Origin of the sequence: Pseudophaeobacter sp. A-200-2 (assembly GCF_041008815.1) — a bacterium.
Lineage (GTDB): Bacteria > Pseudomonadota > Alphaproteobacteria > Rhodobacterales > Rhodobacteraceae > Phycobacter > Phycobacter gallaeciensis_A.
This window is the reverse complement of record NZ_JAXGFU010000002.1, coordinates 287,100-313,266: the sequence shown is the minus strand read 5'-3', so window position 1 is coordinate 313,266 and position 26,167 is coordinate 287,100. Positions and strand designations below refer to the sequence as shown.

The 26,167-nt window shown below is 62.1% G+C and carries 27 protein-coding genes; 15 read left to right on the top strand and 12 right to left on the bottom strand.

Annotation, left to right across the window (positions count from 1 at the left end; genetic code table 11):
- Positions 1-31: 31 nt before the first annotated feature.
- The 5 genes from SM766_RS04090 to SM766_RS04070 all read right to left on the bottom strand — a co-directional run bounded on the left by SM766_RS04090 (position 32) and on the right by SM766_RS04070 (position 4,098).
- Positions 32-748 carry an N-acetylmuramoyl-L-alanine amidase gene (locus tag SM766_RS04090; RefSeq protein ID WP_368947021.1) on the bottom strand — a complete coding sequence of 239 codons (717 nt, stop codon included), beginning with the start codon at positions 746-748 and terminating at the stop codon, positions 32-34.
- On the bottom strand, positions 748-1,524 hold the full coding sequence (locus SM766_RS04085; RefSeq protein ID WP_368947020.1) for a hypothetical protein: 777 nt from the start codon (positions 1,522-1,524) through the stop codon (positions 748-750). Before SM766_RS04085 ends, SM766_RS04090 begins: the two co-directional genes overlap by 1 nt.
- Before the next feature lie 51 nt (positions 1,525-1,575).
- Positions 1,576-3,063 (bottom strand): Asp-tRNA(Asn)/Glu-tRNA(Gln) amidotransferase subunit GatA, encoded by a 1,488-nt coding sequence (gene gatA / locus SM766_RS04080; protein ID WP_274828336.1) that lies wholly within the window; start codon positions 3,061-3,063, stop codon positions 1,576-1,578.
- Positions 3,064-3,066: 3 nt separating this feature from the next.
- Positions 3,067-3,354 (bottom strand): Asp-tRNA(Asn)/Glu-tRNA(Gln) amidotransferase subunit GatC, encoded by a 288-nt coding sequence (gene gatC / locus SM766_RS04075; protein ID WP_065270789.1) that lies wholly within the window; start codon positions 3,352-3,354, stop codon positions 3,067-3,069.
- 111 nt (positions 3,355-3,465) lie between these two features.
- The gene (locus SM766_RS04070) at positions 3,466-4,098 is read right to left on the bottom strand and encodes a Spy/CpxP family protein refolding chaperone (RefSeq protein ID WP_368947019.1); all 633 of its coding nucleotides are present in this window, start codon (positions 4,096-4,098) and stop codon (positions 3,466-3,468) included.
- 189 nt (positions 4,099-4,287) lie between these two features.
- Here SM766_RS04070 and SM766_RS04065 point away from each other — a divergent pair, with 189 nt between their 5' ends.
- Positions 4,288-4,980 carry a metal-dependent hydrolase gene (locus tag SM766_RS04065; RefSeq protein ID WP_368947018.1) on the top strand — a complete coding sequence of 231 codons (693 nt, stop codon included), beginning with the start codon at positions 4,288-4,290 and terminating at the stop codon, positions 4,978-4,980.
- Here the strand turns inward: SM766_RS04065 and SM766_RS04060 are convergent.
- The 3 genes from SM766_RS04060 to SM766_RS04050 all read right to left on the bottom strand — a co-directional run bounded on the left by SM766_RS04060 (position 4,977) and on the right by SM766_RS04050 (position 6,975).
- Positions 4,977-5,585, bottom strand: a complete 609-nt coding sequence (locus tag SM766_RS04060) for a DNA-3-methyladenine glycosylase I (RefSeq protein ID WP_368947017.1) — start codon at positions 5,583-5,585, stop codon at positions 4,977-4,979. The two genes, SM766_RS04065 and SM766_RS04060, sit on opposite strands and share 4 nt — an antisense overlap.
- A 70-nt stretch (positions 5,586-5,655) precedes the next feature.
- Positions 5,656-6,504, bottom strand: coding sequence for an aminoglycoside phosphotransferase family protein (locus SM766_RS04055; protein WP_368947016.1), 849 nt, complete (start codon positions 6,502-6,504; stop codon positions 5,656-5,658).
- A 21-nt stretch (positions 6,505-6,525) separates the two neighbouring features.
- Positions 6,526-6,975 carry a nucleoside deaminase gene (locus SM766_RS04050; RefSeq protein WP_368947015.1) on the bottom strand — a complete coding sequence of 150 codons (450 nt, stop codon included), beginning with the start codon at positions 6,973-6,975 and terminating at the stop codon, positions 6,526-6,528.
- Positions 6,976-7,036: 61 nt separating this feature from the next.
- Between SM766_RS04050 and SM766_RS04045 the strand changes: the two genes are divergently transcribed.
- From SM766_RS04045 to SM766_RS04025, 5 genes are all read left to right on the top strand, one after another.
- Positions 7,037-8,164 (top strand): pseudouridine synthase, encoded by a 1,128-nt coding sequence (locus tag SM766_RS04045; RefSeq protein WP_368947014.1) that lies wholly within the window; start codon positions 7,037-7,039, stop codon positions 8,162-8,164.
- A 164-nt stretch (positions 8,165-8,328) separates the two neighbouring features.
- Positions 8,329-9,243 carry a 5-bromo-4-chloroindolyl phosphate hydrolysis family protein gene (locus SM766_RS04040; protein WP_368947013.1) on the top strand — a complete coding sequence of 305 codons (915 nt, stop codon included), beginning with the start codon at positions 8,329-8,331 and terminating at the stop codon, positions 9,241-9,243.
- Between the two features lie 25 nt (positions 9,244-9,268).
- On the top strand, positions 9,269-10,459 hold the full coding sequence (locus SM766_RS04035; protein ID WP_274828328.1) for a toxic anion resistance protein: 1,191 nt from the start codon (positions 9,269-9,271) through the stop codon (positions 10,457-10,459).
- A gap of 124 nt (positions 10,460-10,583) precedes the next feature.
- Positions 10,584-11,450 carry a DUF2927 domain-containing protein gene (locus SM766_RS04030; RefSeq protein ID WP_368947114.1) on the top strand — a complete coding sequence of 289 codons (867 nt, stop codon included), beginning with the start codon at positions 10,584-10,586 and terminating at the stop codon, positions 11,448-11,450.
- 63 nt (positions 11,451-11,513) lie between these two features.
- Positions 11,514-12,665: an SPFH domain-containing protein gene (locus SM766_RS04025; RefSeq protein ID WP_065270797.1), complete on the top strand. Its 1,152-nt coding sequence runs from the start codon at positions 11,514-11,516 to the stop codon at positions 12,663-12,665.
- A gap of 75 nt (positions 12,666-12,740) precedes the next feature.
- Here SM766_RS04025 and SM766_RS04020 read toward each other — a convergent pair whose 3' ends face one another.
- A complete protein-coding gene (locus tag SM766_RS04020; protein WP_368947012.1) occupies positions 12,741-13,118 on the bottom strand; it encodes a CZB domain-containing protein in 378 nt (125 codons plus the stop codon).
- Between the two features lie 184 nt (positions 13,119-13,302).
- Here SM766_RS04020 and SM766_RS04015 point away from each other — a divergent pair, with 184 nt between their 5' ends.
- Positions 13,303-14,445 carry a TFIIB-type zinc finger domain-containing protein gene (locus SM766_RS04015; RefSeq protein WP_490363345.1) on the top strand — a complete coding sequence of 381 codons (1,143 nt, stop codon included), beginning with the start codon at positions 13,303-13,305 and terminating at the stop codon, positions 14,443-14,445.
- Positions 14,446-14,555: 110 nt separating this feature from the next.
- On the opposite strand, the gene SM766_RS04010 is transcribed toward SM766_RS04015, so the two are convergent.
- On the bottom strand, positions 14,556-14,975 hold the full coding sequence (locus SM766_RS04010; protein WP_274835752.1) for an Hsp20/alpha crystallin family protein: 420 nt from the start codon (positions 14,973-14,975) through the stop codon (positions 14,556-14,558).
- Positions 14,976-15,111: 136 nt separating this feature from the next.
- On the opposite strand from SM766_RS04010, the gene SM766_RS04005 reads away from it, so the two are divergent.
- From SM766_RS04005 to SM766_RS03970, 8 genes are all read left to right on the top strand, one after another.
- Positions 15,112-15,795 (top strand): nitroreductase family protein, encoded by a 684-nt coding sequence (locus SM766_RS04005; RefSeq protein WP_274839555.1) that lies wholly within the window; start codon positions 15,112-15,114, stop codon positions 15,793-15,795.
- A 29-nt stretch (positions 15,796-15,824) separates the two neighbouring features.
- A complete protein-coding gene (gene dtd / locus SM766_RS04000; RefSeq protein WP_368947010.1) occupies positions 15,825-16,268 on the top strand; it encodes a D-aminoacyl-tRNA deacylase in 444 nt (147 codons plus the stop codon).
- A 357-nt stretch (positions 16,269-16,625) separates the two neighbouring features.
- On the top strand, positions 16,626-18,209 hold the full coding sequence (locus SM766_RS03995; RefSeq protein ID WP_065270802.1) for an ABC transporter substrate-binding protein: 1,584 nt from the start codon (positions 16,626-16,628) through the stop codon (positions 18,207-18,209).
- A 1-nt stretch (position 18,210) separates the two neighbouring features.
- Positions 18,211-19,167 (top strand): ABC transporter permease, encoded by a 957-nt coding sequence (locus SM766_RS03990; protein ID WP_065270803.1) that lies wholly within the window; start codon positions 18,211-18,213, stop codon positions 19,165-19,167.
- Positions 19,164-19,979, top strand: a complete 816-nt coding sequence (locus SM766_RS03985) for an ABC transporter permease (RefSeq protein ID WP_368947009.1) — start codon at positions 19,164-19,166, stop codon at positions 19,977-19,979. Before SM766_RS03990 ends, SM766_RS03985 begins: the two co-directional genes overlap by 4 nt.
- On the top strand, positions 19,976-21,613 hold the full coding sequence (locus tag SM766_RS03980) for an ABC transporter ATP-binding protein (RefSeq protein ID WP_368947008.1): 1,638 nt from the start codon (positions 19,976-19,978) through the stop codon (positions 21,611-21,613). Before SM766_RS03985 ends, SM766_RS03980 begins: the two co-directional genes overlap by 4 nt.
- A gap of 108 nt (positions 21,614-21,721) precedes the next feature.
- Positions 21,722-22,558: an alkaline phosphatase family protein gene (locus SM766_RS03975; protein ID WP_065270806.1), complete on the top strand. Its 837-nt coding sequence runs from the start codon at positions 21,722-21,724 to the stop codon at positions 22,556-22,558.
- A gap of 16 nt (positions 22,559-22,574) precedes the next feature.
- A complete protein-coding gene (locus SM766_RS03970) occupies positions 22,575-23,144 on the top strand; it encodes a DUF4453 domain-containing protein (protein WP_368947007.1) in 570 nt (189 codons plus the stop codon).
- A 16-nt stretch (positions 23,145-23,160) separates the two neighbouring features.
- On the opposite strand, the gene SM766_RS03965 is transcribed toward SM766_RS03970, so the two are convergent.
- Together SM766_RS03965 and SM766_RS03960 are read right to left on the bottom strand one after the other, a co-directional pair.
- Positions 23,161-24,087 (bottom strand): alpha/beta hydrolase, encoded by a 927-nt coding sequence (locus SM766_RS03965; RefSeq protein ID WP_368947006.1) that lies wholly within the window; start codon positions 24,085-24,087, stop codon positions 23,161-23,163.
- Positions 24,088-24,215: 128 nt separating this feature from the next.
- On the bottom strand, positions 24,216-26,117 hold the full coding sequence (locus SM766_RS03960; RefSeq protein ID WP_368947005.1) for an acyl-CoA synthetase: 1,902 nt from the start codon (positions 26,115-26,117) through the stop codon (positions 24,216-24,218).
- Positions 26,118-26,167: the final 50 nt, after the last annotated feature.

Here is a 26,167-nt window from a genome sequence, read left to right as displayed (position 1 = left end):
ACAGGTCAAGGGTGGTTACAGCAGGCACCTTTCAGACCCAGAGGTCTGCCTGGCCCAGCGGCGCGAAATCCTCCGCACAAAGCGGCCCGCGGGCCTGGGGACGATAGCGCAGCCGCACAGCTGCCAGCAGCGTCTCATCCTCCACCGGGGCGGTATATCCGATGTCGCGGGCATAGGCGCGGAAACGCGCCATATCGGCGCTCTCTGACTCCATCAGGCTCTGCCCTGCCGCCTCCGCTTGCGCTACCTGCCGGGCCAGTCCCTGACGGGCCAGCCGCGCCCAGTCAAACCGGGTACCCGGATCGCATTTGCGTCCCGGCGCCATGTCCGAATGGCCGATCACCCCCTCGGGCGCGATATCCCAGCGGTGCAGGATATCGCCCAGCAACCGCTCCAGCCGCGTCATCTGCGGTTCGGAAAACGGATGATCGCCGCGATTGTCCAGTTCGATACCGATTGACCGGGAATTGAGATCCTCCAGCCCGCACCATTCGCCAGCGCCGGCGTGCCAGGCGCGTTGCGCCTCCTCCACCATCTGCCAGAGGGTGCCATCCTGCCGGATCAGATAATGAGCCGACACCTCGGCCGCAGGATCACACAGCCGCTGCAAAGCAGCCTCAGCCGTCTCCATCGCCGTATAGTGCAGAACCACGAACTGCGGGGTCAGCCCATCACGACGCGGACCGAAATTGGGGCTGGGATGCCAGATTGCCCCGGCCTCATCCCCTGCCCTGTCAGACCCGGACATCAGGAGTCTTCGCGCAGGACCAGACGATAGGGAGACGGGTCCCAGCCGCAGGCGTAGCCATCCCCATCCGGGTCCAGCGCGTAGCGGTCGCGTTTGGGGCCGCCGGCCTCAAGAAACGCCACTTGGGCCAGCTCGGGCGAAGCATAGCCTGCGCAATTACGCGACGAGCGGGCCTTGAGATTGATACCCGTGCGGCTGAAGATGCGGTTGCCCGGCGGGTTGGAAGTGCTGAGCGCGTATTGCACGATATTGGGATCCCGGTTGCCCGCAGAGACCGTGGGCAGCGCCGTCGGCTCCACCACCTGATACTGCGCACGCTGCCGTTTCAGACGCTCTGCATCGCTTTCGATGGTCTGGCGCGACGACACCGCATCAAAGCTGTTTTCGTCCGACAGACGCGGGTTGCCGCCAACGATCTGCGGCGCAGGGTTGTCCGGGCTTGCTTCAAGCGGCGCCTCGCCAGAGTTGGCCTGCGCCGCACTCAGGGCTGCTGCCGTTTCGCGAGCGATATCGGCATTGCTGCCAGTGCCAACCGAGGCTCCAGCCGCAGCGACCGAGGTGGCTCCGCTCTGATCTGTCGGCATTGCCAGGGGCGCGCCAACAACCTGAGGCGAGGGGATCAGTGGATCGCCGTCGATCGTGGTGCCCTGCGCCGGACGGGCGGCGAAGGGATCGCCGTCCACGCCCACCCCGGCCGCGCTGTCCGGCACTGGCGGGCTGCAAGCTGCAAGGGCCAGAAGACTGCCAGCGGCGGCGAGGGAGACGAAGACGCGCATCGGGATCACCTGTTTATGGTCGTATGGTTCATGCTCTTGTTTGAGCCGGTTTTACCACCATTTCCCCGGCTTTGCCACAAACCCGGCGGCCTGCTCCAGCGCATAGGCGGTGTTCAGCAGATCGCCCTCTTCCCAGGGGCGGCCGATCAGCTGCAGGCCCAGCGGCAGACCCTGTGCATCGACACCCGCAGGCACAGAGATGCCCGGCAGGCCCGCAAGATTCACAGTGACGGTAAAGACGTCATTGAGGTACATCTGCACCGGATCCGCATCGGTCATTTCACCCAGGCCAAAAGCAGCAGAGGGCGTCGCCGGTGTCAGGATCGCGTCCACGCCTGCGGCAAAGACATCTTCGAAGTCCTTCTTGATCAGGGTGCGAACGCGGCGGGCGCGGTTGTAATAGGCATCATAGAAGCCTGCCGACAGCACGTAGGTGCCGACCATCACGCGGCGCTGCACCTCGTGGCCAAAGCCTTCGGCGCGGGTTTTTTCGTACATCTCGGTGATGCCATCGCCTGCTTCCAGCGTGGCGCGGTGGCCGTAGCGCACCCCGTCATAGCGTGCGAGGTTCGACGAGGCTTCGGCCGGGGCGATCACGTAATAGGCAGGCAGCGCGTATTTGGTGTGCGGCAGCGAGATGTCGACGATCTCGGCGCCCGCGTCCTTCAGCATGGCAGTGCCATCGGCCCAGAGCTTTTCGATCTCGGCGGGCATGCCTTCCATGCGGTACTCTTTCGGGATACCAATCTTCTTGCCCTTGATGTCGCCGGTCAGCATCGCCTCGAAATTCGGCACGGCCAGATCGGCGCTAGTGCTGTCCTTGGGATCATGCCCGGCCATGGCTTCCAGCATGATTGCCGCGTCACGCACCGATTTGGTCATCGGTCCGGCCTGATCCAGCGAGGAGGCAAAGGCCACGATGCCCCAGCGCGAGCAGCGCCCGTAGGTGGGTTTGATGCCGACGGTGCCGGTAAAGGCCGCAGGCTGACGGATCGAGCCGCCGGTGTCGGTGCCGGTCGCCGCAAGGCACAGGTCGGCCGCCACGGCAGCCGCAGAGCCGCCCGAGGAGCCCCCCGGTGTCAGCTTGGCATCGCTTCCGTCACGCCGCCAGGGGCTGACCACATCGCCATAGGCAGAGGTTTCGTTGGACGAGCCCATGGCGAATTCGTCCATGTTCAGCTTACCCAGCATCACGGAACCGGCATCGACCAGTTTCTGCGAAACGGTCGACTCATACTCGGGCTTGAAGCCTTTAAGGATGTTGGAGGCCGCCTGGCTGTCCACGCCCTTGGTGCAGAACAGATCCTTGATCCCGACCGGCAGGCCGCACATGGCAGGCGCATCGCCTTCCTTGATGCGGGCATCGGCTGCCTTTGCGCGCTCCAGCGCGATCTCGGGCGTCTTGTGCACGAAGGCGTTCAGCGCATCGGCGCCTTCGATGGCCTTCAGGCAGGCTTCGGTCAGCTCGACAGAGGTGGTGTCGCCTTTGCGCAGGGCATCGCGGGCCTCGGCCAGGCCCAGTTTGTTCAGATCGCTCATGTCTTACTCCACCACCTTGGGGACCGCAAAGAAGCCCTCGCGGGCGTCGGGGGCATTGGCCAGGATCTTGTCCTGCTGATTGCCATCGTTCACCACATCCTCGCGCCGCTTCAGACGCTGCGGCGTGACCGAGGTCATCGGCTCGACCCCTTCCACGTCCACTTCGTTCAGCTGTTCGATGAACCCAAGTATGGTGTTGAACTCGTCTGCCAGCGCAGGCAGCGCGTCCTCTTCGACCTTGATCCGGGCCAGTTTGGCCACTTTGGCGGCAGTGCTTTGGTCAATCGACATGGAAACCCTCATCTCGTGTTACAGACGCGTTTACCGCCGCGCCGTCCGCGCCGCAAGCGGGTCTGCACCGAAAACGGGTGTCTATACACAGGCTGGTGGGCGCAGGAGCGTTTATTCGCAGTTATTGTGCATCCGCCACATCGCGGGATCATGACCCTCCGGCACCGCGTCGCAAGGATCAGCCGCATAGCCGCGCAAGCGATTATAGGCGGCGATCTGTTCGCCCGAGAGAAACTGAACCGTCTGCAAATGCCGGGACAGGTGGACATACCGCAGATCCGCCCGCGCCGCGCCTGCTTCGGAGACCAGGCGCCGCAACTCATCGGCGTCGGGGTTGCCTGAGGCAAAGGCCTGATCAAGACGTTCTTCGGCCGCAATGAAGTCCTCTGCGGCCTGCTGCGCGTCGGCGGCCATTTCGTGATGGATCTGGCGCACCTGCTCGATCTGCGCCGCGCTCAGCCCGATCTGCGGTGCCAATTCCAGAAGATGCGCGGGCCCGGGCCAGCCATTCAGTTCCGCCGGAAGAGCAAAGCCCCAGCCTTTGCCCGCGCGCAATTCTGCGATGTCCGCATCCGAAAGGCTTTTGATTCGCCGGGTTTGCTGCCCGGCATAGGGTTGCGCGTCATCACCCTGATGCTGCTGGTGCCCCTGGTGCCCTCCCGCGCCCTCGGCATGGCCGGGCGCAGCGGATATCGGCGCAAGTGCCAGCAGGCTCAGAAGAACGGTGGCCTTCGACCCGATCATTGTCACAGCACTGCCTCCCATCATGTTCTGACGCCCATGAGGGCACATTCACCGCTAGAGCACAAGTTTACTGCGAAACACTGCGGACCGGGTGCCCCTGACCGGGCTTGCAGGACAGCAAACCGATGGAAACAGGCATTCAGCGTGCTAGGGTAAGAGCAGACAAATCAAGGAATTGGGAGAGACACCATGAAGATCATCTGGCTGGGCCACGGCAGTTTCCGTTTTGAAACCGAAGGAAAGGTGCTGCTGCTGGACCCCTGGCTGACCGGCAACCCCAGCCTGCCCGAGGACCAGCATGATGCCGCCATCGAAGGCGCCACCCATATCATCCTGACCCACGTGCATTTCGACCATGTGGTCGATGTGCTGCCGCTCGCGAAAAAACTGAACATTCCCGTGGTTGGCCAATATGACATCATGGGCTTCTGGGGCGAAACCGAAGGGGTCGAAACCGTCGGCTTCAACAAGGGTGGAACCGTCGATCTGGGCGGGCCGAAACTGTCGATGGTGCCTGCTTCGCACAGCTCGACCTTTGCCAAGCCCGAAGGCCCGCGCACGGGTGGGTCGGAAGTCGGCTATGTGCTGCAGGCCGAGGGCAAGACGATCTATATTTCCGGCGACACCGCGATCATGGCAGACATGGACTGGATCGGGGATTACTACAAACCCGATATCGGCATTCTCTGTGCTGGCGGTCACTTCACCATGGACATGAAGCAGGCGGCCTATGCGGCCAAGAAGTACTTCAACTTCAAGACGGTAATCCCCTGCCACTACAAGACCTTCCCCCTGCTGGAGCAATCCGCAGAGGATCTGAGCGCAGGCCTGCCCGGTGTCGAGGTGATCGAACCTGAGGTAATGACCGCGCTTGAGGTCTAAACCGGCTTTGTGAACGCCGCCCGCGCGCGGGCGGCCTTTTCTCTGCAGCAGCAGCCCAGCGCGTGGTCATTGATCAGCCCCATCGCCTGCATGAAGGCAAAGACGGTGGTGGGGCCGACAAACTTCCAGCCACGTTTCTTTAGCGCCTTTGACAGCGCCACGGAGTCCGGGCTGGTCGACCTGGTCTGCGGCTCGGGCAGGCTGTCCGGGTCCGGCTCAAAGCTCCAGAAAAACGCGGCGAGCGATCCAGCTTCTTCGACCAACTCCTGCGCGCGTTTCGCATTGTTGATCACGGCTTCGATCTTGCCGTGGTGGCGGATGATCCCGGCATCCTGCAACAGGCGCTCCACATCCGCATCGGTGTATGTGGCGATGACATTCCAATCAAAGCCCGCGAAAGCGGCGCGAAAATTCTCGCGCTTGGCCAGAATGGTGCGCCAGCTGAGGCCGGACTGGAAACTTTCAAGACAGATCTTTTCGAACAACCGGATATCGTCGCTCACCGGATAGCCCCATTCCGCATCATGATAGGCGTCAAATTCAGGTGCGCTGGCACTCCAGCCGCAGCGCGGCTGGCCGTCTTCTCCCACGACAATCGCGGACATCGCCTTCCTCCCGGCTCGACCAATGAAACAAAAAGCGAACATGGCATGGTGTGCATGGGCCGTCCAGTGCCTAAACGCGCGCGCCACCCTGCCCCGTCGCGCAAGACAGCAGCGCCGCCAGCAGGTCCAGTTCATCCTCCTGCGCCAACCGCCCTTTACTGCGCCAGGCAATGGAGAGCGCGCATTTGACCGCTGCCCATTGCAAAAGACGCTGACGATCCACCGCAAATCCTACTGACCAGAGATCGGCCAGCATCCCGATCCGACGCGGGTCGCGGGTCAAATCGGGGTTCCCATAGGGATGGCGAAAGGCATTGGCCAACTCGTAGGTCCGCTCTCCAACGATTCCCTTGGCATCAAAGGCGCAATACCCGCGCGGCGTCCTCATCACGTTGCCATGGTGCAGATCCCCGTGCAGCGGGCGCACATCTACCTGCGTGTTGAGAAGTTGGCGGGCCAGGGTCTGACACGCGGCAATCGCCGCCTTGCCCCCTACCGCGCAACTTGGTGCAGGTTTCAGATGGAACAGCGCATCAAAACGGTCTTCCAGCCGGGGATAGCCCTCCGGCGCCTGCCCTGCGCCGGGATGCAGGCCAGAGGCGACCTTCACCAGCTCGCGCGCAGCCGTTTCGTCCTCACCGGCAATTGCGAGATCGGCAAGCGACGGCCCCTCCAGCCATTCGATCAGCGCTGCATCCGGGCGCAGGCCATAGACCCGGGCCGCGCAATCCTCCGGCGCAGCCTGCAGAAACCGAAAGCCGTCGGCCTCGCTGCCCATGCCCCGGGCACCGTAGTATTTCAGCACCGCGACACCGCCCCCGGCGCGGGAGACTTTCCAAAGGCTGGCAATGGCGGTGGTCGCGATCCACTCCGGCGCCGTCACCCTGAAAGCGGCAAGGATCTCTTCCGGCGGCTTCACATGCCCTTCCACTCCGGCCCCCTATCGTTTTGCAGTGAAGAACTCTTTCAGAATGGCAGCACAGTCCGCTTCGGCAATCCCTTCGTAGACCTCCGGCACATGGTGTGCCTGCGGATGTGAAAACACACAGGCCCCATGGGCAACGCCGCCGGATTTGGGATCAGAGGCGCCGTAGTAGACCCGCGCGATACGCGCCGCTGCGATGGCCGCCGCACACATGGCGCAGGGCTCCAGCGTCACATAAAGGTCGTAGCCCGTCAGTCGCTCCCCTCCCGCTGCGGCGCAGGCGGCGCGGATCGCAAGGATCTCGGCATGGGCGGTGGGATCGTTCAGCTCGCGGGTGCGGTTTCCGGCCCGCGCCGCGACCGTTCCGTCCGGCGCGATCAGAACCGCGCCCACCGGCACCTCGCCGCGCGCGGCGGCAGCGTGGGCCTCTTCCAGGGCCAAGGTCATGTGAGAACGGAAAACCATGGCCTTCCCTGCCGTAGAATGCCCGCTTTCGCAAGACGCCGGAATGCTCTATGGCGAGGGGATGAGCAAAACACCCGCATCCCCTAAGCGCCCGCACCGCCCCAAAGGCCCGGCGGGCAAAGCCGCGAAACCGTCGCGTCCCGACGCCACTGCAGGCGACAAGAGCACGGGTACGCCCGAAGGTGACCGGATCGCCAAGGTTCTGTCGCGGGCCGGCGTTGCCTCGCGGCGCGAGGCCGAGCGGATGATCGCCGAAGGGCGGGTTGCGGTGAATGGCAAGGTGATCGACAGCCCCGCGCTGAACGTCACCACGCGGGACCGGATCCTGATCGACGGCCAGCCCCTGCCCGAGGCAGAGGCGCCGCGCCTGTGGCTCTACCACAAACCGGCCGGACTGGTGACCACCACCAGCGACGAGATGGGTCGTAAAACCATCTTTGACGAACTTCCCGAAGATCTGCCGCGGGTGATGACCGTCGGGCGGCTTGACCTCAATTCCGAAGGGCTGCTGCTGCTGACCAATGATGGCGGCATCAAGCGCAAGCTGGAACTGCCCTCAACCGGCTGGCTGCGCCGCTACCGGGTGCGTATCAAGGGCCGCCCGCAAGAAACGGATTTCGAGCCGCTGCGCAAGGGGCTGGTGATCGACGGCGAGACGTTCCAGCCCATGGCCGTGGCGCTGGACCGCCAGCAGGGGGCGAACGCCTGGCTGACCGTGGGACTGCGCGAAGGCAAGAACCGCGAAATCCGCCGCGCCATGGAGGATATCGGGTTTTCCGTCAACCGCCTGCTGCGCCTGTCCTACGGCCCGTTCCAGCTGGGAAATCTGAAACCCGGTGAAGTCGAAGAACTGCGCCCCCGGGTGATCCGCGATCAGCTTGGCCTGGAAGACGACACCGAAGAGACGCCACAGACCGACCGCCCCCAGCGGCGCAAACTGATGCGCGGCAAGCGCCCCGGCGGCCGCAAACCCGGCACTGACGCCCCTGCCCCCTATAGCGGCGGCGGCGCTGGCAAACCGCGTGGCAAATCGCAGGCCAAACCACAAGGAGCCCCGACGGGCAAATCCGGCCATACTGGCGGCGGCAAGCCTGGACAGCCCGGCAAACCGGATACCCGCGGCAAGGGACGCGGCGGCAATGGCGCAAAGCCCGGCAATCGTCCAATCGGCAAGAATCCCCGCCGCTGAGGCATTTGCCCGACACTTCCCCCTAGCAAGGCGGCCTGCAATCCCTTAGATTTCAGGCATGTAAATCGTGTCATGGGGGAACCCGCGTGCAGAAAGTCGCCTTCGCCGCCCTGCTTGTTCTGATGTTCGGACTGAGCACCGGATGGATTGTGGGAGGCTGATCCATGGCACAGAGGTATGGCGGCAAATACAGCCCCGATGGCGCCGGTGATCCGGCCGCCTTGGGTGACACATCCCCGCCGACGGGCAAAACCAACTCCTTTCGCAGCGCACAGGTCGATCCTGTCGGCGCCCGTGCCAACACCATGTTCGTGCCTGGAGGCGTGCTGCTGATCCTGTCGCTGAACGACGGGGCCACGGGTCTGGCGCTTGGCGGGATTGCAGCTGCCCTCTGGACCGGGGCCGCCTTTCTTCTGCGCGAAGGGTTGCGGGCCGAAACCGCCTTTGCCGCGCGCCGTGTCGCGCGCAAACCGGCCTTGCCGCGCAAGATCCTCGCCTCGGTTTTGACCGGCGCCGGGGCCGCGCTGGCCGCCTGGAAGGCCGAACCGGGGATCATGATCGCCGCCGTCTACGGACTGGCAGCCACCGGGCTGCATCTGGTCGCCTTTGGCCTTGACCCTTTGCAGGACAAGGGCGTGGAGGGCGTGGACGATTTCCAGCAAAGCCGCGTTGCCCGCGCCGTGGATGAGGCCGAAGCCTACCTTGACGCCATGCGGGACGCGGCGCTTAGGGCGCGTGACCGGCAGCTGGAGGCGCGTGTGGATCAGTTTCAGGCTGTCGCCCGAGACATGTTCCGCACCATAGAAGAAGACCCGCGCGACCTGACCGGTGCGCGCAAGTATCTGACCGTCTATCTGCAGGGCGCGCGCGATGCGACGATCAAATTCGCAGACATCTATGCCCGCAGCCAGGATCCGCAGGCCCGCAGCGACTACCTTGCCCTGCTGGAGGATCTGGAACAGAATTTCGCGGCCCGTACGCAAAAGATGCTGCTCGAAGACCGCAGCGACCTGACCATCGAAATCGACGTGCTGCGCGACCGCCTGCAGCGCGAAGGGGTCCACCTGGACCGCAATTGACACTTTGACCCGAGGAACGCCACCGATGTCCGAGACCGTTCAGAAGAAAGCAATCGAAGCCGAGGCCATGGTCACGGAGGTGACGGGCGTCGCGCTTGCGGATCCCACGGGTGACATCCAGCCGCTGGAGCAGGCGGATGAAGTCACCAGCGAAGCGATCCGTCGCCGCATGGGCGAAATCGACATGAGCGACAGCAACTCGATCATCGGCTTCGGATCCGGCGCGCAGGCCGAATTGCAGACCATCAGTCAGGCGATGCTGGCCGATGTGCGCAACAAGGACGTCGGACCCGCCGGGGATTCCTTGCGGGATATCGTCACCACGATCCGCGGCTTTTCCGTCTCGGAACTGGACGTGCGCCGCAAACCCACCTTCTGGGAGCGCCTGCTGGGCCGCGCTGCGCCCTTTGCCAAATTCACCGCGCGCTATGAAACAATCCAGGCGCAGATCGACAAGATCACCGATGATCTTCTTGGCCATGAACACGGGCTGTTGAAGGACATCAAATCGCTCGACATGCTTTATGAAAAGACGCTGGCATTTTACGACGAGCTGGCGCTCTATATCGCGGCAGGCGAGGCCAAGCTGGGTGAGCTGGACAGCAGCGAAATTCCCGCGCTGGAAGAAGCCGTCGCAGCAGCCGCCGAAGCCGACCAGGTGATCCGCGCGCAGGAACTGCGCGATCTGCGCGCCGCCCGGGACGATCTGGAACGCCGGGTGCACGACCTGAAGCTGACCCGGCAGGTCACCATGCAGTCGCTGCCCTCGATCCGTCTGGTGCAGGAGAACGACAAATCGCTCGTGACCAAAATCAACTCGACGCTGGTCAATACCGTGCCGCTCTGGGAAACCCAGCTGGCGCAGGCGGTCACCATCCAGCGCTCGGCCGAGGCTGCTGCAGCGGTGCGCGATGCCAATGATCTGACCAACGAGCTGCTGACCTCCAACGCGGCCAACCTGCGCGAAAGCAACAAGGCGATCCGGCAGGAAATGGAACGCGGTGTGTTCGATATCGAAGCGGTGAAACAGGCCAATGCGGATCTGATCGGCACCATTCAGGAAAGCCTGCAGATCGCCGATGAGGGCAAGGCCAAACGCGCCGCTGCCGAGGGCGAGCTGAAAAAGATGGAAGCCGAGTTGCGCGATACGCTGGCCGCCGCCAAGGCGCGCCGCGATGGCATCGGCGACAATGCCGGCACAGCGGTTCCGTCCTGACCTGATGATCTGGCAAAAACGTCATAGGTCGGCGGCGATTTGTGCCGAAGGCAGCGCCGGGCGGGCAATATCCGCGCCTGTACGCCTTGCCGCGCTTTTGGGGCTGGGCCTGCTGTCGGCCTGCATGCCCATGGGCCGCAGCGAGTCCGTCGTGCCAAAACCACGTCCGGCTGCCATGGTCGCGCCCGCTGCGCCCTCGGCCGCCAGCGCAGAGTTGCGGCAATATTACCGTGTCCTGCAGCAGGACCTGCTGACGCGAGGCCTTTTGCGCACCGATGGCGGCGGACCCGATACGCCTTATGATGCCCAGGATCTGGCGGAAAACTTCGAAGCGATTTCCTTTTTCAACGAATACGCCGGGCGCGGTGGCGGCGCCACAGGCGGCCTGAGCCGCTGGTCCGGGCCGGTGCGTTTGCAAGCAGAATTCGGTCCCTCCATCCCTGAAAGCCAGCGCCGCGCCGATGGCGGGCGGGTTGCCGAATACGCGGCGCGGCTGGGCCGGATCACCGGCCACCCGGTTTCGGCGGTGGCGAAGCGCGGCAATTTCCACGTCCTCTTTGCCAGCAAGGACGATAGCGCCTTTGTGGCCAAGCGGGTGCGCGAACTGCTGCCCAATATCAGCCAGAACGATTTCCAGCTCTTCGTGAACCCGCCGCGCACGCATTATTGCTTTGTTCTGGCCGGCGGCGCCCAGGGCAGCCCCTTCGACTATATTCGCGGCGTTGCGCTGATCCGCGCGGAGCATCCCGATCTGGTCCGGCAAAGCTGCATCCACGAGGAAATCGCACAAGGCCTGGGCCTGCTCAACGACAGCCCCCGGGCGCGCCCGTCGATTTTCAACGACGATGACGAATTCGCCTTTCTGACCAGCCATGACGAAAAGCTGTTGCAGATGCTGTATGATCCAAGACTGAAAACCGGGATGAGCGCAGAAGAAGCCCGCCCGATCACCCGCATTATCGCCCGCGAAATCATGGGACAGCCCCTGTAAGGTGGCCCTTGCGCCCATCGATGAGGCTCCCAGCAGGCACACCGTAGGAAGAGGACCTGAGATATGGGTATTTTCGACTTTCTCACCGGAGAGTTCATCGACGTCATTCACTGGGTCGATGACACCCGCGACACCATGGTCTGGCGGTTTGAACGCGAAGGCCATGAGATCAAATATGGCGCCAAGCTGACGGTACGTGAAGGACAGGCAGCCGTGTTCGTGCACGAAGGCCAGCTGGCGGATGTCTTCACCCCCGGTCTCTATATGCTTGAGACCAACAACATGCCGGTGATGACGACGCTGCAACACTGGGACCACGGGTTTCAGTCGCCATTCAAATCCGAGGTCTATTTCGTCAGCACCACCCGGTTCAACGACCTGAAGTGGGGCACCAAGAATCCGATCATCTGTCGCGATCCGGAGTTCGGCCCGGTGCGTCTGCGCGCTTTTGGCAGCTACTCGGTGCGGGTGGTGGATCCGGCGCGCTTCCTGACCGAGATCGTCGGCACCGATGGCGAATTCACTATGGATGAAATCAGCTTCCAGATCCGCAACATCATCGTGCAGGAGTTCAGCCGCGTCGTTGCCAGCTCGGGCATTCCGGTGCTGGATATGGCCGCCAATACCGCCGATCTGGGCAAACTGGTTGCGGCTGAGATTTCCGCCACCGTGGCCGAATATGGCCTGGCGATCCCGGAGCTCTATATCGAGAACATCTCTCTGCCGCCTGCGGTCGAACAGGCCATGGACCGGCGCACCCAGATGGGGATCGTGGGCGATCTTGGCCAATACACCCAGTTCGCCGCTGCCGAGGCGATGGACGCCGCAGCCCGCACCCCGAACAGCGGCATGGGCGCCGGTTTGGGAATGGGGATGGGCATGGCGATGGCCCAGCAGATGGGCAATGCCATGTCGCAGGGTGCAGCGGGTCAGCCGTCAGGTCCCTGGGGCGCCCGCCCCGCGCCCGCTGCGGCGCCGATGGCCCCGCCGCCGCCCCCGGTCGAGCACGTCTGGCATATCGCGGAAAACGGTCAGACTTCCGGTCCCTATTCCAAGGCGCGTCTCGGACGCATGGCGCAGGAAGGGCAGCTGAAGCGCGACACCCACGTCTGGACGCCCGGCCAGGATGGCTGGCAGCGGGCCGGTGATGTGGCCGAACTGGCGCAGCTTTTCACCATTCTGCCGCCTCCGCCCCCACCGCCTCCGGCGGGCTGACTCCGGGGCGCCAACCGCGCGCTCCGGGCCTTGACTGTCGGCCTGACACAACTGAGCCGGGCCGACATGTCGTCACTATTGCAGGCTCTTGCGCCAGACCATCATGTGTTTGGTGAGTTCCTTGGTCTTTTCATCGAACGGCTTGCCCAAATCCAGATCGTGTTTGGCCGCATCCAGATCGCCACGTTCGATCTTTTGTGCGATGGCGCCGGCAAATTGGTGGAACTCGGAATGCAGTTTCTTCGCACGCACATAGTTTGCATCCCCTGCCATACCGGCTTCCGTACTAGGCGAATGCAGCCACTGGCCGAATTTGCACTTGTCATCACAGCAGATGTCACACGAAGGCGTTTCAAGTCTGCCGCTGATGGTGCCCGTGCGAAGGTGAAGTTTCCATGTGCTATGGGCCTTGATGGCTTCGGAAATCTCATCCTGGATAGCCGCTACAGACATACTCATACTCCTTGTTACTGAACACTTCTGCCGTAGCCCTTCACAGGTTAATCAAACATTAAGCTCACATCTCAACCCTCACCGTGAATTCCCCTTGATCGACTCGGTTCCGCCGGGAAACATAAATAAAAATCAATTAAATAAACAACGACCGGAAAAAATCGTTACAATTTGAGAGAGCGCCGTGCCATCTTCCCCTCCTCCCCCTCCGCCTGCCACCGAAAACACTGATTCTGCCGCTGTGCCGGATGAAACCCATCGTTTTCCCTGCGAGCAATGTGGCGCCGATTACCGGTTCGACCCGCAATCCGGAACCCTGACCTGCAGCCATTGCGGCCATACCGAAGAGATCAACGGGGGCCCTTGGCGCGGCGGCGCCCTGCGCGAGTTGGACTTTCGGGCCGCGCTGGATCGTCAGCTGCCAGAGGCCGACATGGAAACCACGCGGGTTTCCAAATGCCCCAACTGCGCGGCAGAGGTCGAATTCGATCCCACCACCCACGCCCGCGAATGCCCATTCTGCGCAACGCCCGTGGTCACGGACACCGGCGAAAGCCGCCACATAAAACCCAAGGGCGTCCTGCCTTTCGCCATCGACGAACGCGCGGGCCACAAAGCCATGACAGACTGGCTTGGCCGCCTGTGGTTCGCGCCAAACGGGTTGAAGGAATACGCCCGCAAGGGGCGCCGGATGGAGGGGATCTATGTCCCCTACTGGACCTATGACGCCGACACCCGCAGTTCCTACTCAGGCCAGCGCGGCACGGTCTACTACGTGACCGAAACCGTCATGGTCGATGGCAAACCGCAGGCCAAGCAGGTCGCAAAGGTGCGCTGGCGACCGGTGTCAGGTCGGGTCAAACGCTTCTTTGACGATGTGCTGGTGCTGGCGTCGAAAAGCCTACCCAAACGCTATACCGATGCGCTGGAACCCTGGGATCTGTCGGCGCTGGAGCCGTATCAACCGCAATATCTAGCCGGGTTCCGGGCCGAAGCCTATGCGATCTCTTTGCAGGACGGTTTTGAGCAGGCCCGCGCCCATATGGACCGGGTGATCGAACGGGATGTGCGGTTTGATATCGGCGGCGACCGTCAGCGAATCTCGCATATCGACACGCAAGTCTCAGACGTTACCTTCAAACACATTCTGCTGCCGGTGTGGCTAGCGGCCTATAAATACCGAGGCAAGACCTATCGTTTTGTGGTCAACGGACAATCCGGACGGGTTCAGGGCGAACGTCCCTACTCCGCCTGGAAAATCGCAGGCGCAGTTGCCGTCCTGGCTGTCCTGATCGCCGCAGCAATCTATATCGGGAACCAGCAGTAAGCCTGCGACGTTCAAGCCCCCCGGACATGCCGATGCGCACAGCCCCGATCCGGGGCTATGCGCCACGTGTCGCCGGACTGCCCGGCATTCTGTCCAAGGCCGAAAAAGCCTCAGGATTTGGAGATCTTGATCTTCTTCGCGGTCTCTGGCTGTTCCAGCGCCTTCTTGGGAACGCTGATATGAAGCACACCATCCTCCATATGCGCCGCTGCCGCAGCGCCATCAGCATCTTCCGGCAGGCGGAAGGCACGGCGGAATGCACCATACTGGCGCTCGCTGAAGTACCAGGTATCGCCTTTCTTCTCGGTCGAGGTCTTCTTTTCGCCGCTGATGGTCAGAACGCCATTGTCCACCGTCAGTTCCACATCCTCATCGGTGACACCCGGTAGTTCCATGGTGATGTCATAGGCTGCATCCCCCGAAGAGGCCTCGGTCGCCGGGCTCAGCCAATCTGCAACCCGGGCACCAAATGCACGAAAGGGATCATAAAGCGACGGCCAGAAACCGCTTTGTTCGGTCTTTTCTACCATTGATCTTCCTCCTGTTTCGAACGCGGGCAGCGTATCTCAACCGGTGAGGTCTCGATTTGATCCATCTCAATTCTGGCCTTGAACCCCGTGGCACCGCTGGCCATTGTGGCGCCGCACCACAGCAGGAGAGTTGCAGATGACCACGAAGTCAGCCGATCTGACCGAACTGGACGCCCTGATGAAGGACCGTCACAGCTGCCGGGCCTTCCGCCCGGATCCGGTTGACCGGGAGGTGATCGAGCAGATCCTGCGCTGCGCCCAGAAAGTCCCGTCCTGGTGCAATGCCCAGCCGTGGAAAGTGACCATCACCAGCGGCGCCGAAACCGACCGTCTGCGCAACGCGCTGACAGAGGCTGCCATGGCGGGCGGACACGCACCGGACCTGAGTTTTCCGGACGGCTATTCAGATGAATATCAGGCGCGGCGCCGGGAATGTGGCTGGGCGCTGTACGAAGCGGTCGGAGTGACCAAGGGTGACCGCGCCGGATCTGCCCGGCAGATGATGGAAAACTTCAACCTTTTCGGCGCGCCCCATTGTGCGATCCTGTCCTCACCTGCCGAACTTGGCCCCTATGGCGCAATGGACAGTGGCGGTTTCGTTGCCGCCTTTACCCTAGCGGCGCAGGCGGCAGGGGTCGCCAGCGTCGCGCAGGCCGCGGTCGCGTCCTTTGCGCCGATGCTGCACGAGATGCTGGAGATCCCGCAGGACCGGCTAATCCTCTGCGCGATCAGCTTTGGCTATGCCGACCCGGATCATCCGGCAAACAGGTTCAGAACCACCCGGGCCCCCCTGCCCGAATTCACCGACTGGCGCGGCTAAGTCATCGACAGAAAAGGACGACAATCCCCATGCGAGCCCTCATTCAGCGCGTCAGCGAAGCCTCAGTCACCGTCGATTCCGAAGTGACCGGCGAGATCGGGGCCGGGCTGTTGGTTTTGGTCTGCGCGATGGAGGGCGACACCGAAGCCGAAGCCGATCATCTGGCGGCGAAGATTTCCAAGCTGCGCATCTTTCAGGACGACGCGGGCAAGATGAACCGCTCGGTCCGCGACATCGGCGGCGCGGTTCTGGCGGTGAGCCAATTCACCCTGGCGGCAGATACAAGACGCGGCAACCGGCCCGGGTTTTCCGATGCCGCCGATCCTGAAACCGGCGCGCGGCTTTATGCCTATTTCTGCGAGGCGCTGACCGGTCTTGGCCTGCCGGTGGCCACCGGGCGGTTCGGCGCCGACATGAAGGTGCGCCTGCTGAATGACGGCCCCGTTACGATTTGGATGGACACCGCCGGGTAAGAATTTTTCCGACCAGACCGGTCCTTTGCCCACGTGTTGTCGGGGGCGATTCTCTCTTCTGCCGCCGCGATTTGGCCATATCTGCACGCAATCCCGGCATCGCACTACGAATGCGCAAAACCGGCATACGCATGTCGTTTTTAGTGAATTTTTGCCTTCCCCCGGTTTTCATTCACAAAAATGCGGCATACCACTGGCAAAACGCGACCTGTCGCTGGCATGTGTCCCGCCGCTTTGGCCCCGGACGCCGCTGCGGAACAGGTATTAATGCTTGCTAGGCCGCCGCAAATGCGCAAATCTTGAATAGCCAATCAAGAAAAAGCTGTTTGAAGCGGCAAATTCAACTGGGAGACTTCAATGAAAGATCAACTGTATTTCCTCGCGCGTCAGGCTGCCACGGGCATGATGAGCCGCCGCGAATTCATGGGCCGCGCCGCTGCGCTGGGTCTCACCGCTGCTGCAGCCAACTCGCTGCTGTCCACCGAAGTCATGGCCGCAGGCCCCCAAAAAGGCGGCACCATCCGCGTCGGCCTGCAGGGCGGCAGCACCACCGACAGCCTGGACCCGGCGCTGGCCACCAATCAGGTTGCCCTGTCGCTGATCCGTCTTTGGGGTGAATCCCTGGTCGAGCTGGCCGACGACGGCGGCATCCAGGGCAAGGTCGCGGAAAGCTACTCCGCCTCCGCAGACGCACGTGTCTGGACCTTCAAGATCCGCCAGGGCATCACCTTCTCCAACGGCAAGCCCGTGACCGCCGAAGACGTGGCGCAGACCCTCGACCGCCACTCGGGCGAAGACACCAAATCCGGCGCACTGGGCATCATGCGCAGCATCACCAACATCTCGACCGAAGGTGACAGCGTCATCATCGAGCTGGACAGCCCCAACGCCGACCTTCCCTACCTGATGACCGACTACCACCTGGCCATCCAGCCCGGCGGCGGCAAGGACGATCCGGCAGCCGCGATCGGCACCGGCCCCTATATCCTGAAAGAAGTCGATATGGGCGTGCGTTTCGTTGCCGAGAAGAACCCCAACTACTGGGGTGATCTGGGCAATGCCGAAACCATCGAATACGTGGTGATCAACGACAACACCGCCCGCGTTGCCGCGCTGCAATCGGGTCAGGTCGACATGATCGACCGGGTACCCCCGCGCACCGCGAAACTGGTTGACCGCGCGCCGAACATCAACGTGCATTCCACCAGCGGCCCCGGCCACTACGTGTTCATCATGCACTGCAACACGGCGCCCTTTGACAACAACGACGTGCGGATGGCGCTGAAATACGGCATCAACCGTCAGGAAATGGTCGACAAGATCCTCAATGGCTACGGCACGGTCGGCAACGACTCCCCGATCAACTCGTCCTATCCGCTTTATACCGAGTTCGAGCAGCGCGAGTTCGATCCGGACAAGGCGATGCACCACCTGAAGAAATCGGGTTACGACGGTGAGATCCTGCTGCGCACTTCGGATAACTCCTTCCCGGGCGCACCGGATGCGGCGGCCCTGTTCCAGCAGTCCTGTGCAACCGCAGGCATCAACGTCAACGTCAAGCGTGAGCCGAACGATGGCTACTGGTCCGAGGTCTGGAACAAGCAGCCCTTCTGCACCAGCTACTGGGGCGGTCGTCCGACCCAGGACCAGATGTACACCACCGCTTATCTGTCGACGGCGGACTGGAACGACACCCGGTTCAACAACGAAAAGTTCGACCAGCTGCTTCTGGCGGCTCGCGCCGAGCTGGACACTGCCAAGCGGACCCAGATGTATGCCGACATGGGCGCCATCCAGCGCGACGAAGGCGGCCTGATTTGCCCGATGTTCAACGACTTCGTCGATGCGACCTCGGATAAGCTGGCAGGTTGGGTCGACGGTGCAAAAGGCTTTGCCCTGATGAACAGCTACGCACCGCACAAAATGTGGGTGAAGGCATAACATGCCCCTCCTGTTAAAACTTTTGGCCCAGCGCATTGCGCTGGGTCTTCTCCTGCTGTTTCTGGTTTCTGCCCTGATTTTTGCCGGGACAATGATCCTGCCCGGTGACGTTGCGCAATCGATCCTGGGACAGTCCGCCACGCCCGAGGCGCTGGCCAACCTGCGTGCCGAGCTTGGCCTGAACGAGCCCGCGCTGCAGAGATATTTTGACTGGCTCGGCGGTATCATGACCGGCGATCTGGGAACCGCCCTTACAAGCGGCAGCGACATTGCAGAAAGCATCGGCAAGCGCCTGTCGAATACGCTTTTCCTCGCTTTCTGGGCTGCCGTCATCGCGGTACCTCTGGCAATCTTCCTTGGCCTGCTGGCCGTGCGGTTCAAGGACCGTTGGCCCGACAAGCTGATCTCGGCTGTCACGCTGGCCTCGATCTCGATCCCGGAATTCCTGATCGGCTATGTGCTGATGTACCTGATCGCGGTCAAACTGCGCTGGTTCCCGTCGGTTGCGATGATCAACGACAACATGTCGCTGGGTGAAAAGCTGAGCTCCATCGCCCTGCCCGTTGCGGTTCTTACCCTCGTCGTTCTGGCGCATATGATGCGCATGACCCGGGCTGCGATCCTCAATGTGATGCAATCGGCCTATATCGAAACCGCCGAGCTGAAGGGCCTCAACGGCTTCCAGGTGATCTTCCGCCACGCCTTCCCGAACGCCATCGCGCCAATCGTCAACGTTGTGATGCTGAACCTTGCCTATCTGGTGGTTGGTGTCGTCGTGATCGAAGTCGTCTTCGTCTATCCCGGCATGGGCCAGTATCTGGTCGATCACGTGTCGAAACGGGACGTTCCTGTGGTGCAGGCCTGCGGTCTGATCTTTGCCGCCGTCTACATCGGTCTCAACATGGTTGCAGATATCGTTGCCATCCTGTCGAACCCGCGTCTGAGGCATCCGAAATGAAAAATATCCCCATTTCCGCCCTCATCGGGCTGTTCTTTACAGCGCTCTACTTCCTGATGGCCATCCTGGCGCCGCTGATTGCCCCCTATGGCATGGCCGAGGTCGTCGGTGACGTCTGGGAGCCGTCCTCGTCCGAATTCTTGCTCGGCACCGACAACATCGGCCGCGATCTGCTGACCCGCATGATCTATGGCGGGCGCACCACCATCTTCATCGCAACCATGGCCACGGTGGTTTCCTTCACACTTGGTTCGGTTCTTGGCTTCTTTGCCGCCGTCACCGGTGGCTGGGTTGATCAGGCACTGTCGCGCTTTGTCGATCTGGTGATGTCGATCCCGACGCTGATCTTTGCCCTCGTGGTTCTGTCGGTGACACCGGTCACTGTTCCGATGCTGATCATCGTGATGGGTCTTCTGGATTCCACCCGTGTCTACCGTCTGGCCCGCGCCGTTGCGGTGGATATCGAGGTCATGGACTATGTCGAAGCCGCCCGTTTGCGCGGCGAAGGCACCGTCTGGATCATCTTCCGCGAAATCCTGCCCAACGCACTGTCACCGCTGGTGGCTGAGATGGGCCTGCGCTTCATCTTCATGGTCCTGTTCGTCTCCACCCTGTCGTTCCTGGGTCTGGGCGTGCAGCCCCCCGAAGCGGACTGGGGCGGCATCGTGAAAGAGAACAAGGATGGTATCGTCTACGGCATTTCTGCCGCACTGATCCCTGCCTTTGCCATCGCTACCCTGGCGATCTCGGTCAATCTGGTTGCCGACTGGGTGCTGAACCGAACCACCTCGCTGAAAGGAGGCCGCGGATGAACGATCCACTGATTAAAGTCCGTGACCTGAAAATCGGGGCAACGGTCTATCCGCCGGGTGAACGGCCGCATGACATCGAAATCGTGCATGGCGTCAGCTTTGATCTGGAAAAGGGCAAGGTGCTCGGTCTCATCGGGGAATCCGGTGCCGGCAAATCCACCATCGGTCTCGCCGCCATGGCCTATGGCCGCGGCGGTGTGAAGATTACCGGTGGAGAGGTCTGGATCAACGGGCGTGATATCCTGAAATCCTCGCTGCGCGATGTGCGCCGCCTGCGCGGCGGTGAAGTGACCTATGTGTCGCAATCCGCAGCTGCTTCGTTCAACCCGGCCAAGAAGATCATGGAGCAGGTGACCGAGGCCGCGGTGGAGCAAGGCAAGTTCTCCAGGAAAGACGCCGAGGCCCGTGCCCGCACCCTGTTTGCCAAGCTGGGCCTGCCGGATCCGGACAATATCGGCGAACGCTACCCGCACCAGGTGTCGGGTGGTCAGCTGCAGCGTTGCATGACGGCGCTGGCGCTCTGCCCCGAACCCGATCTGGTGGTCTTTGACGAACCGACAACCGCACTGGATGTGACAACCCAGATCGACGTGCTGAAGGCGATCAAGGAAGCGATCCGCGATACCGGTGTGGCGGCGCTCTATATCACCCACGATCTGGCGGTGGTGGCACAGGTCAGCGATGACATCATGGTACTGCGCCATGGCGACATGGTCGAATACGGTGATGTGGATCAGATCATCAACGCACCGCAGGAAGACTACACCAAGGCGCTTGTCTCGGTCCGCTCGATCGAGCATGAGGAGAAGGCCCCGTCAGGCGATCCGGTCCTCAGCATCCGCAACATTACCGCGCGCTACAAGGGCACCAAGTTCGACGTGCTGCATCACGTCAACGCCGATCTCTACCCTGGTCAGACGCTGGCGGTGGTGGGTGAATCCGGTTCCGGCAAATCCACCCTCGCCCGCGTGATCACCGGCCTTCTGCCGCCGCGCGAAGGGGAAATCGAGTTCGCAGGCCGCGTGCTCTCGCCCGATCTGGCAAGCCGGACAAAGGATGATCTGCGCGAATTGCAGATGATCTACCAGATGGCGGATGTGGCGATGAACCCACGCCAGACCGTGGGTACTATCATCGGGCGCCCGCTGGAGTTCTACTTCGACATGAAAGGCACCGAAAAGCGCAAGCGGATCATCGAACTTCTGGATGAGATCGAACTGGGCGAAAGCTTCATCGACCGCTACCCGGCCGAGCTGTCGGGCGGCCAGAAGCAGCGTGTCTGCATCGCGCGGGCGCTGGCGGCCAAACCCAAGATGATCATCTGTGACGAGGTGACATCGGCGCTCGACCCGCTGGTGGCGGACGGCATTTTGAAGCTGCTGCTGAACCTGCAGAAGATCGAGAACGTCGCCTATCTGTTCATCACCCACGATCTGGCGACGGTGCGGGCGATCTCGGACAATATCGCCGTGATGTATCAGGGCCGCGTGCAGCGCTATGGCAGCAAGACCGAGGTGCTGTCTCCGCCGTTCGACGATTACACCGATCTGCTGCTCGGCTCGGTGCCGGAAATGCGGCTGGGCTGGCTCGAAGAAGTCATCGCGAACCGCAAGATGGAAAGCGCCGGGAACTGATCCGGCGCCTCGGTCACAAAACACCACAGGCCCGCGCAGCTGCGTGGGCCTGTGCCGATAAGGGCGGTCTCACCCGCCGGGCAAATGCCAAGACAAGGATTGCCAATCATGGACAACAAACTCCTCCTCATCATTCTGGACGGTGTGCCGTGGCGCAATTTTCGCCGCCTGTTCGGAAATCTAGAAGGCTGGGTCGATAGCGGCGATGCCCGCGTCTGGAAACACCGCGCCGTGCTGCCGTCGATTTCCGCCAGCTGCTATGCCTCGATCCACACCGGCGTGGCCCCGGCGGAACATGGCTGCACCGGCAACGGCAACGTTTTCCGCCTGTCGCACAAGGACGTCTTCAGCCAGGTCCGCAGCGGAGGTGGCACGACCGGAGCCGTGGCGCATAGCTTCTGGTCCGAGTTCTTCAACCGGCACCCTTTCGATTTCGTGCGCGACATTGAATACGATGAACCCGAAAGCGAGACCATCAACCACGGTCGTTTTCACAGCATGACCGGTTACGGTCTCATCAATCAGATGACGCCCTCGGATGTGGATCTCTTCGGCACGCTCACCAACCTCGCCCACCGGTTCGATCTGAACTATGGCATGCTGCACACCTGCACGCTGGACAGCATGGGGCACCGGTTCTTCCACGACTGCCAGGAGATGGACCATGCCTGCGCGGTCATGGACGAGATGCTGGCGCCCTTCATTCCGCGCTGGCGCAAGATGGGTTACGAAGTGATCGTCACAGCCGACCATGGGCAGGACGAACGCGGCCACCACGGTGGACGCAGCCCGCTGCAACAGGAAACTGCGCTCTATTACTTCGGCGATGCAGAAGGGCCCCATGCGGACACTGTCATCGACCAGCTGCAACTGGCGCCGACGATCCTGAACCGGTTGGGTGCGCCCATCGCCGATACGATGAAGGCCAAACCTTTTCTGAGCTGACGCAAAGGGAGCCCCCATGCTGAAACCCGCAGTTGCCTGCCTTGCCCTATTCGCCGCTCCGGCAGCCGCGGGCGATTTCTTCCATGATCTGTGGTACACGCGGAACGCCATCATGGACCGGGCCGGGTATTGCTTTGGTTCCGCTCTGGGTCAGGCGGTGTTCGGCACGGGGCCCTGCATCGGCAAATCGGTCAGCCTGACGCCGCAGGATCAGCAACGGGTCGCGCAGATCCAGGGAATGGAGCGCGACCTGTCCTGCCGGGTGAATACCAAACAGCACCATCTGGATCTGGATGATTTGCATATCCGCAGGCAGCTGTCGGATCTGCCGATCCCGGACGAGATACAGGGCGCGTGCCTCGGCTGGATGGGCCCCGCGACCGCGCTGCATGCCGGGCATAGCGAAGCCAGCCCCGTGATCGGGCAGATCCTTCCCGATGATACCGTATCCTATAGCCACTGGCCCGATGCGGGCTGGACCTACGTGACCACATCTGCGGGACATGGTGACTGGCGCGTCAAAAGCGGCGGCTGGCTGAACTATGAAAAGGCCGGAGAGGTCCCCTGCCGGGATTTCGCGGGCTGATCACCCGCCCCCAGCCCTAATCGTAAGGCCAGATTTCCTGGCCCAGCGCCTCAATGGCGAGCGAGATACGTTCGAAACTGTCGCGGGCGCGGCCAACTGAATGGCGCGCGCGCAGATAACCGTGCACCAGCCCTTCTTCGTTGATCCAATGGGCCTTGCCCCCGGCCGCGAGGATGCGGTCCCGGTAATCGCGGCTGTCATCGCGCACAGGGTCGCAATCGGCGCTGATCAGAATGGTCGCGGGCAGTCCGGAAAAGTCGCCGTCCTGCAGCGGCGCATAGGTGGGATCGCCTTGGGGCACCTTGCCATCCTTGCAGCGTACCCCCTGATAAAACAGGATTTCATCCCTAGTCAGCATCGGTGCCTTGGCATGCTCGAGGTAGGATCCCGCATTCACATCGCCGCCAAAGGCCCCATAGATCATCACCTGCCCCAGAATGCGATCCGTCCGCCCCCGGGCATAATGGGCGACCGCCGCACAGAGGTTGGCGCCAGCGCTGTCGCCAGAGAGGACAATACCGCCCTCATATTCTGACAGGATCCATTCAAAGGCCGCCCAGGCGTCATCGAACATCGCCGGGTGCATATGCTCGGGCGCCAGACGATAGTCGACTGCAACCACGCGATATCCAGTCTGGGCGCAGATCTCGGCGCAGACGTCATCGTGGCTTTCCAGCCCGCCAACGACAAAGCCGCCACCATGGCAATACATCACCGTGCGCGTCGGGTCCCCGGCAGTATAGATCCGCACCGGCACCCCATGGACCTGCCGGTCCTCGGTCTCGACCACATCAGGGCGGGGCGCCAGAAAACTGCGGGCCATGGCGTTGTAGATCTCGCGTTGCTCCGCAACCGAACGCTCTGCCGTATCCGCCGGATAACAGTCGTTGGTGCGGCGAATGAACGCCCAGGTTTCCGCGTCGATCAGTTGTTCGTAGTCCATGATCTGGAAGCCTCCCTTTTGCCTGCTGAGGCAAACCCTAGGCCACGCCATGGCAGGAAGGGAATGCCCAAAACGACACAAAGCGCCCTTTCAGGCGCTTTGTGCAGAATTCTGATATCGGACCGGTGTCAGCCCTGATCTTGCGGCAGATGCTCCCACGGGCGGGTAAAGCCCCCCAGAACCTGACCGATTTCGCCATCGCTGGCGCCGTTGGCCTCGACCTGCGCGACAAGGCCGCGCTTCTTGTCGTCGATCACTGCTTCAACGCGGGTCGGCAGCCCCGCCTTCAGCAGCGCTTCGTTGTAGATCCGGGTGATGGCATTCTTGCGCAGGTCCGGTTTGAAAACCTTTCCAACGGCCGTCTTCGGCAGCTCGTCCAGCACCGTCAGATGTTTCGGGATCGCTGCGCGTTCGTGGATATGCACCTTGCAGTAATCCATCAGTTCTTCTGCCGTGGCGGTGGCACCATCGACCAGTTCCACAAAGGCGCAAGGCACCTCACCAGCGTGAATATCGGGCTGTCCGATCGCCCCGGCAAAGGCGACAGCCTCATGCCCGAGCAGCGCCTCTTCGATCTCGGCGGGATCGATATTGTGACCGCCTCGGATGATCAGGTCCTTGGCCCGCCCGGTGATCCAGACATAACCATCGGCATCGACACGCCCCAGATCGCCGGTGCGCAGGTATTTATCGTGGAAATAGAGATCAGCGTTCTTTTCCGCCTCGGTATAGGTATTGCCCGCATAGACACCGGGGTTGGACACGCAGATCTCCCCGACCTCGTCGGTGCCGCATTCCACCAGACCGTCGGCAGTGGATTTGATGATCTTCACATCGGTATAAGGGAACGGAATCCCGATCGAGCCGATCTTCTTTTCTCCATCCACCGGGTTACAGGACACCAGGCATGTGGCCTCGGTCAGACCGTAGCCTTCGACAATATTGACGCCGGTGGCCTTCTCAAACCGGCGGAACAGTTCGACCGGCAGCGGCGCCGAGCCGGAAAAGGCCGTTTTCACCGTCGACACATCCGCATCAACCGGGCGCTGCATTTTGGCCGAGATCGCGGTCGGCACGGTGATGATAAAGGAAATTTTCCAGCGTTCGATCAGCTTCCAGAAATTGTCGAACACCCCATCGCCGCGATAGCCCTGCGGCGTCGGGAAAACCACATGCGCGCCCGAGGCCACTGCTGCCATCACGATCACATGGCAGGCAAAGACGTGGAACAGGGGCAGCGGACACATGATGTTGTCCTCTTCGGTAAAGAGCAGGCTATGCCCGATCCAGCCGTTGTAGATCATCCCCGAATAGGTGTGCTGCGCCACCTTGGGCATGCCGGTTGTACCACCAGTGTGGAAATAGCAGGCGACGCGGTCCTCGGTGCTGTCGGCAAACTGCAGCGTGGTGGGCTGGCGCCGCACTTCCTTGGTGAAGCTCTTGTAATCGGCGTGAGCCAGCTGCGCCTTATTCTCCAGCTTGGGCCGTACCAGGGGCACGATCCAGGATTTCGGCGGCGTCAGATAGCGGTTCAGGTCCACCTCAAGGATGGTGTTCACATGCGGCGCATGGCGCACCGCCTCGGCCACCTTCTGGGCCACGTCGGTCTTCGGGAAGGGTTTGAGCGTCACCACGACCTTGGCGTTGGTTTCCCGCAGGATCGAAGCAATCTGCTCCGGCTCCAAGAGGGGGTTGATCGGGTTCACGATCCCCGCAACGGCACCCGCCAACATGGTCACCAGCGTTTCGGTGCAGTTCGGCAGGATATAAGCGACAACGTCCTTCTCTCCGACGCCCAGCTCGCGGAACAGATTGGCCGCCTGGGTGACCTGATCCTTGAGCTGGCTCCAGTTCAGGGTTTCCGCCTTGTCGTTCGGGCCGGAAAACAATTGATAGCTGATTGCATTATTGGTCGGGAACTTGCCTGCCGTGCGGTCCAGCAACCCGTACAGAGTGGTCGGCAGGTTCCGCGCCTCCCACGGCATCTCGTTTTCAACTGCCTTGCAATCTTCCACTGTGGCAAACGCCATTGCTTTCCTCCCCTGCCCCCTGTCCCGGGGGATTATCTCCTACGATCAAG

Bases quoted from the DNA above. Each gene is read 5' to 3' on its own strand.
- SM766_RS04065 (WP_368947018.1), top strand. From the start codon at position 4,288: ATGAAGATCATCTGGCTGGGCCACGGCAGTTTCCGTTTTGAAACCGAA.
- SM766_RS04060 (WP_368947017.1), bottom strand. From the start codon at position 5,585: ATGTCCGCGATTGTCGTGGGAGAAGACGGCCAGCCGCGCTGCGGCTGG.
- SM766_RS03995 (WP_065270802.1), top strand. From the start codon at position 16,626: ATGAAAGATCAACTGTATTTCCTCGCGCGTCAGGCTGCCACGGGCATG.
- SM766_RS04030 (WP_368947114.1), top strand. From the start codon at position 10,584: ATGCCCATGGGCCGCAGCGAGTCCGTCGTGCCAAAACCACGTCCGGCT.
- dtd (WP_368947010.1), top strand. From the start codon at position 15,825: ATGCGAGCCCTCATTCAGCGCGTCAGCGAAGCCTCAGTCACCGTCGAT.
- SM766_RS04050 (WP_368947015.1), bottom strand. From the start codon at position 6,975: ATGGTTTTCCGTTCTCACATGACCTTGGCCCTGGAAGAGGCCCACGCT.
- SM766_RS03975 (WP_065270806.1), top strand. From the start codon at position 21,722: ATGGACAACAAACTCCTCCTCATCATTCTGGACGGTGTGCCGTGGCGC.
- SM766_RS03960 (WP_368947005.1), bottom strand. From the start codon at position 26,117: ATGGCGTTTGCCACAGTGGAAGATTGCAAGGCAGTTGAAAACGAGATG.
- SM766_RS04020 (WP_368947012.1), bottom strand. From the start codon at position 13,118: ATGTCTGTAGCGGCTATCCAGGATGAGATTTCCGAAGCCATCAAGGCC.
- SM766_RS04070 (WP_368947019.1), bottom strand. From the start codon at position 4,098: ATGATCGGGTCGAAGGCCACCGTTCTTCTGAGCCTGCTGGCACTTGCG.
- SM766_RS03985 (WP_368947009.1), top strand. From the start codon at position 19,164: ATGAAAAATATCCCCATTTCCGCCCTCATCGGGCTGTTCTTTACAGCG.
- SM766_RS04040 (WP_368947013.1), top strand. From the start codon at position 8,329: ATGGCACAGAGGTATGGCGGCAAATACAGCCCCGATGGCGCCGGTGAT.
- SM766_RS04045 (WP_368947014.1), top strand. From the start codon at position 7,037: ATGAGCAAAACACCCGCATCCCCTAAGCGCCCGCACCGCCCCAAAGGC.
- gatC (WP_065270789.1), bottom strand. From the start codon at position 3,354: ATGTCGATTGACCAAAGCACTGCCGCCAAAGTGGCCAAACTGGCCCGG.
- SM766_RS04035 (WP_274828328.1), top strand. From the start codon at position 9,269: ATGTCCGAGACCGTTCAGAAGAAAGCAATCGAAGCCGAGGCCATGGTC.
- SM766_RS04090 (WP_368947021.1), bottom strand. From the start codon at position 748: ATGTCCGGGTCTGACAGGGCAGGGGATGAGGCCGGGGCAATCTGGCAT.
- SM766_RS04010 (WP_274835752.1), bottom strand. From the start codon at position 14,975: ATGGTAGAAAAGACCGAACAAAGCGGTTTCTGGCCGTCGCTTTATGAT.
- SM766_RS04025 (WP_065270797.1), top strand. From the start codon at position 11,514: ATGGGTATTTTCGACTTTCTCACCGGAGAGTTCATCGACGTCATTCAC.
- SM766_RS04085 (WP_368947020.1), bottom strand. From the start codon at position 1,524: ATGCGCGTCTTCGTCTCCCTCGCCGCCGCTGGCAGTCTTCTGGCCCTT.
- gatA (WP_274828336.1), bottom strand. From the start codon at position 3,063: ATGAGCGATCTGAACAAACTGGGCCTGGCCGAGGCCCGCGATGCCCTG.
- SM766_RS03970 (WP_368947007.1), top strand. From the start codon at position 22,575: ATGCTGAAACCCGCAGTTGCCTGCCTTGCCCTATTCGCCGCTCCGGCA.
- SM766_RS03990 (WP_065270803.1), top strand. From the start codon at position 18,211: ATGCCCCTCCTGTTAAAACTTTTGGCCCAGCGCATTGCGCTGGGTCTT.
- SM766_RS03980 (WP_368947008.1), top strand. From the start codon at position 19,976: ATGAACGATCCACTGATTAAAGTCCGTGACCTGAAAATCGGGGCAACG.
- SM766_RS03965 (WP_368947006.1), bottom strand. From the start codon at position 24,087: ATGGACTACGAACAACTGATCGACGCGGAAACCTGGGCGTTCATTCGC.
- SM766_RS04005 (WP_274839555.1), top strand. From the start codon at position 15,112: ATGACCACGAAGTCAGCCGATCTGACCGAACTGGACGCCCTGATGAAG.